The sequence below is a fragment of the Lonsdalea iberica genome (assembly GCF_002111585.1).
GTDB lineage: Bacteria > Pseudomonadota > Gammaproteobacteria > Enterobacterales > Enterobacteriaceae > Lonsdalea > Lonsdalea iberica.
The window spans coordinates 19,093-30,380 of record NZ_LUTP01000037.1 but is presented as its reverse complement, the minus strand read 5'-3'; the positions used below and the strand labels follow the sequence as shown (position 1 = coordinate 30,380).

Annotated in this window: 8 protein-coding genes; all 8 read right to left on the bottom strand. The window is 62.7% G+C overall.

Annotation, left to right across the window (positions count from 1 at the left end; all coding sequences use genetic code 11):
* Positions 1–207 precede the first annotated feature (207 nt).
* Positions 208–1,476 carry an urea ABC transporter substrate-binding protein gene (urtA, locus tag AU511_RS13135; protein ID WP_094109961.1) on the bottom strand — a complete coding sequence of 423 codons (1,269 nt, stop codon included), beginning with the start codon at positions 1,474–1,476 and terminating at the stop codon, positions 208–210.
* 27 nt (positions 1,477–1,503) lie between these two features.
* Positions 1,504–2,205 carry a GntR family transcriptional regulator gene (locus AU511_RS13130; protein WP_094100600.1) on the bottom strand — a complete coding sequence of 234 codons (702 nt, stop codon included), beginning with the start codon at positions 2,203–2,205 and terminating at the stop codon, positions 1,504–1,506.
* A gap of 9 nt (positions 2,206–2,214) precedes the next feature.
* On the bottom strand, positions 2,215–5,829 hold the full coding sequence (gene uca, locus AU511_RS13125) for an urea carboxylase (protein WP_094109960.1): 3,615 nt from the start codon (positions 5,827–5,829) through the stop codon (positions 2,215–2,217).
* Between the two features lie 2 nt (positions 5,830–5,831).
* Positions 5,832–7,628 carry an allophanate hydrolase gene (gene atzF / locus AU511_RS13120; RefSeq protein ID WP_094109959.1) on the bottom strand — a complete coding sequence of 599 codons (1,797 nt, stop codon included), beginning with the start codon at positions 7,626–7,628 and terminating at the stop codon, positions 5,832–5,834.
* Between the two features lie 347 nt (positions 7,629–7,975).
* The gene (locus AU511_RS13115; RefSeq protein ID WP_094109958.1) at positions 7,976–8,695 is read right to left on the bottom strand and encodes an ABC transporter ATP-binding protein; all 720 of its coding nucleotides are present in this window, start codon (positions 8,693–8,695) and stop codon (positions 7,976–7,978) included.
* The gene (locus AU511_RS13110) at positions 8,692–9,471 is read right to left on the bottom strand and encodes an ABC transporter ATP-binding protein (RefSeq protein ID WP_094109957.1); all 780 of its coding nucleotides are present in this window, start codon (positions 9,469–9,471) and stop codon (positions 8,692–8,694) included. Before AU511_RS13110 ends, AU511_RS13115 begins: the two co-directional genes overlap by 4 nt.
* Positions 9,468–10,358: a branched-chain amino acid ABC transporter permease gene (locus AU511_RS13105; RefSeq protein ID WP_094100595.1), complete on the bottom strand. Its 891-nt coding sequence runs from the start codon at positions 10,356–10,358 to the stop codon at positions 9,468–9,470. The genes AU511_RS13110 and AU511_RS13105 overlap by 4 nt, the downstream gene beginning before the upstream one ends.
* Positions 10,351–11,244 carry a branched-chain amino acid ABC transporter permease gene (locus tag AU511_RS13100; protein ID WP_094109956.1) on the bottom strand — a complete coding sequence of 298 codons (894 nt, stop codon included), beginning with the start codon at positions 11,242–11,244 and terminating at the stop codon, positions 10,351–10,353. The genes AU511_RS13105 and AU511_RS13100 overlap by 8 nt, the downstream gene beginning before the upstream one ends.
* Positions 11,245–11,288: the final 44 nt, after the last annotated feature.

Here is an 11,288-nt window from a genome sequence, read left to right as displayed (position 1 = left end):
CTGCGGCGCGGCGGCCCACTGTTCAAGCAGCGCGGCCTGCTGGGCGCGGCTGGCGGCGGCGAATTCCGCGCCGTCTCCCGCCTGCGCCAGCCAGGACAGCAGCAACATCAGCGCACAGAAATAGCGGTGAATTTTCATGATGGTGTTCCCATTGGGGTGCGCGGGTAAACGGCCTTGACGCCGACAGCGGGAGAAAGGCCGTGCCGCTTACTTCGTTGATTTCACCGGATGGTTGGGTTTCTGGTCGTTGCCCGCGATATAGGGGCTCCAGGGTTGGGCGCGAACCGGTTCGTCGGTCTGCCACACCACGCTGAATTGACCGTTCTCTTCCACTTCGCCAATCATCACCGGCTTATGCAGATGGTGATTGGTCGCATCCATGGTCAGGGTGAAGCCGCTCGGCGCGCCGTAGGTCTGTCCCGCCATCGCCGCCCGCACTTTATCCACGTCCGTGGTGCCGGCTTTCTCGACGGCTTGCGCCCACATATGGATGCCGACGTAGGTGGCTTCCATCGGGTCGTTGGTCACGACGGTATTCGCGTTCGGCAGATTATGGGCCTTGGCGTAGGCGCGGTAGTCCGCCACAAACTTCGCGTTGGTCGGGTTGTCGACGGACTCGAAATAGTTCCAGGCCGCCAACTGACCGACCAGCGGTTTGGCGTCGATGCCGCGCAGCTCCTCTTCGCCGACGGAGAACGCCGCAACGGGGATGTCGGTCGCCTTAATGCCTTGATTAGCCAGTTCTTTATAGAACGGCACGTTGGAGTCGCCGTTGATGGTGGAGACCACCGCGGTCTTGCCTCCGGCCGCGAATTTTTTGATGTTAGATACGATGGTCTGGTAGTCGCTGTGGCCGAACGGGGTATAGACCTCCTGAATATCCTTATCCTGAATGCCTTTCGAATGCAGAAATGCCCGCAGGATCTTGTTGGTGGTGCGCGGATAGACATAGTCCGTCCCCAGCAGGAAGAAGCGCTTGGCGCCGCCGCCGTCTTCGCTCATCAGGTATTCCACGGCTGGAATAGCCTGCTGGTTCGGCGCGGCGCCGGTATAGAACACGTTCGGCGACATCTCCTCGCCTTCATACTGCACCGGGTAGAACAGCAGGCCGTTTAGCTCTTCGAACACCGGCAGTACGGACTTGCGCGATACCGAAGTCCAGCAGCCGAAGACCACCGCCGCCTTATCCTGCGTCAGGAGCTGGCGCGCTTTCTCGGCGAACAGCGGCCAGTTCGAGGCCGGGTCGACCACCACCGGCTCCAGCTTCTTGCCCAGCACACCGCCTTTGGCGTTGATGTCATTAATGGTCATCAGCGCCACGTCCTTCAGTGGCGTCTCCGAGATTGCCATGGTGCCGGAAAGCGAATGCATGATCCCCACCTTGATGGTGTCGGCGGCCTGGAGTCCCCAGGACAGGCCCATGCCGACCACGGTGGCGGAGAGTGCGAAAACCTTAAGCAGCGAACGTCTTTTCATCGTCTAACCCTCTCAATAGGTGTTCGTTTATTCAATGGGGTGAAGCCTGGCTTGCTGTAGCCGGTGCAAGGTGATCTTTCTGACCTCCGCCTTGCTTTCGGCGATGTGGGTGGTCAGCTTGTGCTGCGCCTCCTCGGTCTGTTGCCGGAAAATCGTTTGTAAAATCTGGGCGTGCTCGCGGTAGGTGGCATCGATGCGGTCTTCGCGCGTGAAGTCGAGACGGCGGATGATGCGGATTTTTTCGGTCAGCTCGGTGTGAATGCGCGTCATCTCCCGGTTGCCGGTGGCGCTGACCAACGTGATGTGGAAACGTTCGTCCTGCAACGAAACCGTCATGCCGTCCTCCTGACGCGCCCCGTCGATCCAGAAGGCTTTCAGCGCGGCGAGCGTATTCGCGCATTGCGCTGGCGGCAGCGCGCATAGCCGGCGCACCGCCTCGCGCTCCAGCAAGATGCGCAGGTCGTACAGCTCCTCGAAATATTCGAAATCGAAGGGCTTGACCTGCCAGCCGCTGCGGAACCACACCTCGACATAACCTTCGCGCTCCAGTCGGAACAGAGCCTGACGCACCGGGGTGCGGCTCACCGCCATGCGTTCGGCGATTTCGTTCTCGCTGAAACGGTCGCCGGGCATCAGGCGGAACTCGAAAATGTCCTGCTTCAGCGCCAGATAGACCTTTTCAGCCAGCGGTTCCGGGCGGCTTTTGCCGCGTTGTGTGGGGATAGTCATCGTCGCTCCTTATTCCAGCCACAGCAGAACGTCGCCCGGATTCACCGGACGACCTGCCTGGCAGGCAATGCGTTTAATCGTGCCGCTGCGGGGAGCGGCGATCGCCAGTTCCATCTTCATCGCCTCGACGATGATGATCGTCTGTCCGGCCTCGACCACGTCGCCCGGCTGTACCTGTATTTTCCAGATATTGCCGCTGACGTCGGCGCAGACCGAGAAGGCGCTCTCATCCTCTTCGGCTATTTCCCCGGGCGCTGGACCGACGGCGCTATCGGTTTCTTCCTCTTGCCAGAGCGCCACCTCGCGCGTGAAAGCCTCGGCCTGTCGTTCCCGGAACGCCGCAATGGATGCGGCATTGTCGGCGAGAAAATGCTGATGCGCCGCGAAGTCGAACACCGTTTCCTCAATGCGAATGCGCGCGCGGCCTTCGCGGAAATCGTCGCGCAGCTGCGTCAGCGCATCTTCGGTCACAGGATAAAAACGCACCTGATCGAAGAAACGCAGTAGCCACGGGGCGTCGGCGGCGAACTGAACGTTTTTCAGAAATTTGTTCCAGATGGGCAGGGTGCGGCCGACCAACTGATAGCCGCCGGGCGAATCCATGCCATAGATGCACATGTACATGCCGCCGATGCCGACAGTGCCCTCGGCGGTAAAGGTCCGGGCCGGACTGTATTTGGAACTTAGCAGGCGATGTCGGGGATCGATCGGCACCGCGCAGGGCGCGCCGAGATAAACGTCGCCGAGGCCGAGGATGAGGTAGCTGGCGTCGAACAGCACGTCGCGGACGGCATCGCGATTATCCAACCCGTTAATGCGTTGAATAAAGTCGACGTTATTCGGCAGCCAAGGCGCGCTGCTGCGCACGGTCTCCTGATAGCGGTCCACCGCGCCGAGCGTGGCGCTGTCTTCAAAGGCCATCGGCAACCAGACGATGCGCGACGGCACCTTCAACTGCGAGACGTCGCCCAGTCCCGCCTCCAGTTCCAGTAGCAGGGCAATCACCTGTTGTTGGCTGAGGATCCTGCTGTCGTAGCGCACCTGTAGCGAGCGCACGCCGGGCGACAGCTCCTCGACGCCGGGCATCGCGCGTTCGCGCAGCTGATTCATGAGCAGATGTACGCGCAAGCGCAGCGCCAGATCCAGCACGTTGTCTCCGTACTCCACCAGCACATAGCCGTCGCCCGCCTGACGATAGGCGACCGCCGGCGTCGCTTGCGTGGCGGGAAGCGCCGCCAGTAGGGTGGCGGAACCCGTTTCGCTCTCCGCCAGCGGGGGCGGCGCAAAGTCCGGGGCGAAACAGGCGCGCAGCGTGTTGATGCTGTGCGTTTGCGCCTGCTCCAGCGCTACGGCCTCCTCGATGCCGATGGGATGGAAGAGGATACGATCGCCCGGTTTCACCTGACCGACTTTCCATAGCTCCGCTTTGGCGATGGTCACCGGACAGACGAAACCGCCGAGGCTGGGGCCGTCCCGGGTCAGGATCACCGGAAAGTCGCCGGTAAAGTTGACCGCGCCGATAGCGTATTCGCAGTCATGCACGTTGGACGGATGCAGGCCCGCCTCGCCGCCGTCGGCGCGTGTCCAGGTGGGTTTGGGGCCAATCAGACGCACGCCGAGGCGGTTGGAGTTGTAGTGAACCTGCCACTCGCTGGCGAAGAATTCGTCGATGGCGTCCTGGGTGAAAAAGTCGGGCGCGCCATGCGGGCCATACAGCGCCCCGATGCGCCATTCGGTGCCGTATTGCGGCACTAGCGCGTAATCCAGCGGTTGCGGATCGCAGACGGGCGCTGGCGTGGCGCAGGCGGGCAGCTGCGGCTGCGAGATCGGCAGCATGTCGGCGATGCGCAGGGGGCGGCCCGCGTGTCCGCCGAACTGGCCGAGGGCGAAGGTGGAACGGCTGCCGAGATATTCCGGGACATCGATGCCGTTGCGGACGGCGAGATAGGTGCGGCAGCCCGACTGCGCGCGGCCGAGGGTCAGGGTCTGTCCTGTTCTGACGTCAATGGGCCGCCAGTAGGCTACCGGCGCGCCGTCCAATTCCGCCGGGCAATCCGCGCCGGTCAGGGCGATCACCGCGTCGCAGTGAAAACGCAGCGACGGGCCCTGCAGGGTGAATTCCAGCCCCGCGGCGGCCTCATGGTTACCGACGATGCGGTTGGCGAGGCGGAAGGCGAAATCGTCCATTGGGCCGGACGGCGGCACGCCGATATCCCAGTAGCCGAGACGACCGGGGTAGTCCTGTACGGTGCTGAAGGTGCCGGGTTGCAGCACTTCGATCATGCTGGCGGTTGGGGTGAAGCCGTCGAGGAAGCGGGTCCACACGTCGCCGCGGCGGAAAGCGGAAGTCGCGACAATCTGGCGAAGATAGTCAAGGTTGCTGGCGATGCCATGCAACTGCGTGGCTGCGAGCGCCTGCTGCATTTTCTCCAGCGCCGCGTCGCGCGTGTCGGCATGCACGATCAGCTTGGCGACCATCGGGTCGTAATAAGCGGAGACCTCGGTCCCGGCATCGATCGCGCCATCGATGCGCACGCCGCCGGGAAAATGGACGCCGGTCAGTACGCCCGGACTCGGCTGGAAGTTTCTCAGCGGGTCCTCCGCGTAGAGGCGCACCTCGATCGCCGCCCCGCGCGGCGCCTGCCGCATCCGCGCCCAGTCGAGCGGGTCGCCCGCCGCGACCCGCAACATGCACTCCACCAGATCGAGTCCGGTCACGCATTCGGTCACCGGATGCTCCACCTGCAAACGGGTGTTTACTTCGAGGAAGTAGAACGCGTCGTGTTCGGCGTCGTAAATGTACTCTACCGTCCCGGCGCTACGGTAATTCACCCGTTCGCCGAGCCGTACAGCGGAATTCAGCAGCGCGTCGCGCGTGGCCTGCGGCAAATGGGGCGCGGGGGTCTCTTCCACTACCTTCTGATTGCGGCGCTGTAGCGAGCAGTCCCGCTCACCGAGGGCGACGACCTGACCGTTGCCGTCGCCGAAGATCTGTACTTCGACATGGCGCGCGCGGTCGATGCAGCGCTCCAGAAAAACGCCCGCATCGCTAAAGAACTGCTCGCCGAGGCGACGCACGCTTTCCCAGGCATAACGCAACGCCTCCGCGTCGGCGCAGCGCGTCAGGCCGATGCCGCCGCCGCCCGCGGTGCTTTTCAGCATCACCGGATAACCGATGTCGTCCGCGGCGCTGAGCGCGTCTTCCAGCGAGTTCAGCAGCGGCGTGCCGGGCGTCATGGGGACGCCGGCGCTCGCCGCCAGCTCACGCGCCCGGTGTTTCAGCCCGAATTCGCCGATCTGCCGTGCGGTCGGGCCGACGAAGACGATGCCCGCTTCTTCGCAGGCGGCGGCGAACGGCAGGCTCTCGGAGAGAAAGCCGTAGCCCGGCCAGATGGCTTCTGCCCCGGTCTCGCGCGCAGCGGCGAGAATTTTGTCGATGCGCAGGTAGCTATCGGCGGGTTTGTCGCCGCCGAGGGCGATCGCCACATCGGCCTCTTTGACATGCCGGGCGTTGCGATCGGCATCGGAGTATACGGCCACGCTGGTGACGCCCAGACGTTTCAGGGTTTTTATGGCGCGACAGGCGATTTCGCCACGGTTGGCGATGAGTACCGTGCTGAACATGATTATTCGCTCCTTTGCGTTGCCAGCCAGCTGCGCCAGCCGCCGAATTCGGTAATCTCCAGCGCGTGCTCCAGCGCGGCCGGTTCACAAATAAAGCCTTTCACCACCCGGCCGTCGGCCAGCGTTAGCGAGCCGATGCCGAGCGGCGGGGGAATTTCCGCCACGAACTCGCCGAAGCGCGCCAGCGGGATATCCCACAGCTCGACGGCAATGGTGCCGCCGTTGGCGTCACGCAGTAGTCCCGGCTTCTTGACCGTCCCGTCGGTCAGGGCGAACAGGCGATATTCGGCGGCGGTTTGCGTCTCTTCGATCAGGACCGCCTGACGCGTAGTGAGCTGATGGTTGAGCGGCATGCCGGTGAGGTGAGCGCCCACTACCGCCACGCGAACATGTTCGGTCGACGGCGGCAGTGCGGTGCGGTCGTTGGGGAAAGCCTTGCCGGTGGCGCCGAGCGGCAGCATGAGTTGCCGCTGCCAGCGCAGTCCGAATTCGGCCAGCGCGCGATCGTGCCAGGCGGGGGCGATCAGCGTGATGCCTGCGGGCAAACCGTCATCACGGAACGGGCCGGGCAGCGCCAGCGCGGCGAGATCGGCTAGGTTAGTGAAGTTGGTATAGGTGCCGAATTGCGAGTTGTAGCGCACCGGCTCCTGCGCGATTTCTTGCAGCGTACGGATGGTCGGGGAGGTGGGCACGACAAGAGCGTCGTACGGCGCCAGCGCCCGTTGAATACGGCGGGCGAGGTCGGCGCGCAAATACTCGGCCTGATAGGTTTCCACCGCGCTGTATTGCCGTCCGCTGTGGATAATGCCGTACACCACCGGATCCATCGCTTCCGGACGGGCCAGTATCTCTCCGACTGCGGCGGTACGTTCGGCCACCCAAGGCCCAGAATAAAGCTGTTCCGCCAACTGATGGAACGGCGTGAAGTCGATCGGATGTAGCGTGGCGCCGCTTTGCGTCAGATGGTCCAGCGCGCGGCGCCATGCCGCTTCGGCAAGGCGGTCGTCGAAAAAGGTCGGGTCGGCGGGGATGGCAAAATCGGGCTGCGCGTTCATCCCGGCCGGCGCGGCGTGCGGAGCGCGGCGTGAATAGGCGTCGTCGGCATCGTAACCGCCAGCGACCGAAGCGACGGTAAACGCGTCTTCGACGCTGAGCGCGAACACGGACACCGTATCATTGAGGCGGCAGGCTGGCACCACGCCGCGGGCGGAGAGCCAGCCCTTGGTTGGTTTCAGGCCTACGATATTGTTGAATCCGGCTGGCACACGCCCGGACCCGGCGGTATCGGTGCCGAGCGCGAAGCCGACCAGCCCGCGAGCCACCACCGACGCCGAACCTGAGCTGGAACCGCCACTGACGTAGTCGGGATTAAAAGGGTTATGCACCGCGCCGAACGGTGAGCGCGTGCCAACCAGACCGGTGGCGTACTGATCGAGATTGGTCTTGCCGATCGCCACCGCGCCTGCGGCTTTCAAGCGCGCGACGACCACGGCGTCGTTTTCGGCGGTGTACGTGAAGGCCGGACAGGCGGCGGTCGTCGGCCAGCCCGCGACGTCGATATTGTCCTTCACCGCAAAGGGAACGCCGAACAGCGGCAGCGATGCGGGATCGCGCTGATAGCGCGACAGCAGCGGTTCGATTTGCTGCCGCAACTGTTCGTAACTGGCGAGATACAGCCAGGCGTTATCCTGTTCGTCGAGCGCCGCGAGGTGAGCTGCCAGCAGCGTTTCGATCCGCCTCGGATCGTGTTGGTAGCAGAGTCGCCATGCCTGAAGCGTCAAACCCAGTGTCGTTGTCATGATGGATTCCAACTTGTATACAACATGGAATCCATAAAGCAACTTGCATGCCAACCGCCAACATGATGATTTGGCTAATAAAAATTCAAGGCATGATTTTCCGGCTCACCCCGTTGGTGTTTCATGGTGCAGCCGAAGCACCATGACGGTGTCGGGTATAAGAAAGAGGAATGATGACAACGCGGTCATGAAGTGGGCGAACCGCGCTTGACGGCAAGCGCCGCCGCGCCGCGGCCGGAAGACAGGGGCGCGGCGACCCGACGCCGCACTATCAGGGCCTGTAGGCGCGATTTCGTGGGGAAAAACCAAACAGACAGGCACTGTTGTGGCGTGGCTTGCGCGTGGGCTTACGCCGCGCGTCCCCCGAGATACAGCTCACGCATACGCGGGTCGTTCAGCAGTTGCTTGGCCTGGCCGGTGAGCGCGACTTTTCCCAGCGCCAGCACATAGGCCCGGTCAGAGATGTGCAGGGCTTCCATGGCATTCTGTTCCACCATCAATATCGCCACGTTTTCTTCCCGGCGAATCGACTGTATGGCGTCGAAGACATCCGCCAGCATCTTGGGCGATAGTCCGGCGGAAGGCTCATCCAATAGCAGGGTTGCAGGCCGAGGCATCAGGGCGCGCGTCAGCGCCAGTATCTGACGTTCCCCGCCCGAAAGCGCCGACGCCGTGGCGCGCCATTTTTTGCGCAGCAACGGATAGCGTTCGCACAGCTCTTCCATGCGTTGTCGGCGCTGCCTGTCCGGCAGAAACTGACCGCCGGTTTGCAGGTTTTCCTTGATAGTCAGGCTATTGAAGACGTTGTCCGTCTGGGGCACAAAGCCAAGTGAGCACTCACGAACCTTGCGATGGATCGGGATTCGGCCCACGTCGCGTTCGTCCAGCAGGATCTGCCCGCGACGGGGTGTCAGATAGCCCGCAATGCATTTCAACAAGGTCGACTTACCGCAGCCGTTGGGGCCAAGCAGCGTGACGATTTCCGCGTTATCCACCTGTAGGGAGATGCCCTGAAGGATGTCGATGCCGGGGGTATAGCCGGCCACGACATCGCGCAGCGTAATCATACGGCCTCCTGTTGTATCTGGGCGCTGCGGCCAAGATAGGCGTCTAGCACCTGCTGATTATTTGCCAGCTCGTCCGGGTGGCAGCTGGCGACGATGTGCCCGCGGTCCAGCACGATACAGCGTTGGCACAACTCGCGGATGAAGTGCATGTCGTGTTCGATAATTACCAGAGACAGCCCTTCGCGATTCAGACGCCGTAGCGTCTCGACGATATCCCGTCGCAGGTTGGGGTGAACGCCGGCCATTGGCTCGTCCAGCATCAGGATCTGCGGATCGCCCATCAGCGCGCAGGCGATGCCCAGCAGTTTCTTTTGGCCGCCGGAGAGCGCGGCGGCGGGCAGGTCGCGAACAGGGGTCAGCAGCAGCGCGTCAATCAGCGCCTGCGCCTTTACGCTATCTTCCCGTTCGGCGCGGCGAGTTGCCGGTAGCGACAGCAGACTGCTCCAGAAACCGTGGTGGCGGGTTCCCGCCGCCATCACGACTTCCATTACCGTCATCTTTTGCGGCATCGCTGGGAGCTGGAAAGTCCGTGCGACGCCGGACCGGATGATGCGATGCGTCGGCAGATTATCAATCCGCTTACCAGCCACGTGAATGGCGCCGCCGTCTACGGGGGTGAATCCCGAAATCGCATTCAGCAGCGTACTTTTTCCCGAGCCGTTCGGCCCCAGTAAACCAAGGATCTCCCCTTGATGCAGGGTGACGTTGACGTCCTCCAGCACGTGATTACCGCCGAAGGCCTTGCTGACCTTTTCGATCTGCATCAGTGGCGTCATGACGGCATCCTCCTTAATTTTTCAGGCAGTAGTCCGCCGGAACGCCACAGTAGGCAGGCCAGCAAGATAACGCCGACCGTACCCAGACGCAGGGCGCCGGTGATATCGGAACCGATATGGAACAGGTCTTTGGCGAAAGGAATGAAGGTGTATAAGCATTCAACGACCAGAACGCCCAACAGCACGCCTGCGACATTGCCGATGCCGCCGATCATCACCATGCTCCAGATCAGGAAGGTTTCGGAGGGGAGAAGGTAATCGGGGCTGACATAGCTGGTGTAATAGGCCATCAGGATGCCTGCGGCGGTAGCGATTGCCGCACTGCACATCAGCGTGCGGCATTTCAGCCATTGCAGGTGATAGCCCATGCACGTCGCCAATTGAGGCTGCTCGCGCATCAGGCGCAGCGCCCGGCCGAAGCGGCTTTTACCCAGCCGATGAGAGAACAGCGATACCAGAGCGACGATTAGCAGGATCACGGCGGCGAAAACCATCCCGTCCCCCTGCGTTGAACCGGTCGTCCATAACGGGACGATATTTCCCAATCCTTGCGCGCCGCCGGTCAGCTGGTCTTCGTTGATCGCGATCGTGCGGATGATCTCGGCGACGGCCAGCGTGGCGATCCCCCAGTAATCCGCCGCCAACTGGCGGCCCAGCACAGACATGCCTGCGCCAATCAGCATGGAAAGCGCCAGACCGAATACGCTGGCTTCTACAAAAGAGAGTCCGAATCGGGCGCCGATCCCGGCGGAATACGCGCCGATACCGACAAAAGCGATGTGGCCGAAGTTCAGCAATCCGGCGTAGCCCGCCTGAATGTTCAACGCGAGCGCGATCAGGGCATAGATGCCGGTGATGCTAATCAGATGGAGCAGAAACTCAGACACGGCGTACCTCCCTGTTAAACAGGCCGTAAGGACGCAGTAGCAGCGCCAGCAGCAGAATGACGAACGATGCCGCATTGATGTAGGTGACGGGAATGAACACCAGTTCGCTGCCGAACAGCCAGCCGAAGTCGAGGTTGGTGACTAGCGTTTCAGTGGCAGCGATCAGCAGCGCGCCGAAAACGGCGCCTAGCGGGTTACCCAGTCCGCCGAGAATGGCGGCGGCCAGAATCGGCAGCAGCAGATCGCTGCCTTGATTGACGTAGGCGCTGGAGTTGAGCGCCAGCATGGAGCCGCCAAGCCCGGCCAGCGTACCGGCGATGAAGTTGACGGTATGCACCAGCGCATCGGCGTTCAGGCCAGACGCGGCAGCCAGATCGCGGTTGCTGGCCAGCGCCCGAATGGAGCGCCCGAGCGAGGTGTAGAACAGCAGCGCGCCGAAGGCGACCAGCAATGCCAGCGTGACGCTGAGCGTCCACAGTTGGTTACGAGAGACGAAACTGTCGGCCAACGATAGCGTTGGACTGAGCGGCAAGTTGTAGCTAACGGGCGACGATCCCGCGATCCCCAGAATCAGGGCGATCAGGATCATCGATACGGCCAGCGATCCGATCATGGCGCTTGCCGGCCCGGACTGCGCCAGGCGGCGAAAGATCCCGTGATGCAGCAGCGTCGCCATCGCGCCGGTGAGCACGCTGGCCAGCAGGATAGCCAGCAGGAACGGGCATCCAACCCGCAGTAGCGCCGCCGTCATGAATGAACCCACCATCGCATATTGCACGTGCGCCACGTTGGCGAACCGCACCAGCCCGTAGACCAGGCTTAGGCCAAGCGCGATCGGAGCAAGGTCCGCGGTGCGGAGCAGTGTATCGAGAATGAACTGAAGCATAGACTCTTCCTGAAAGGGAACCGGGGCGCGAACGCCCGCCGCCG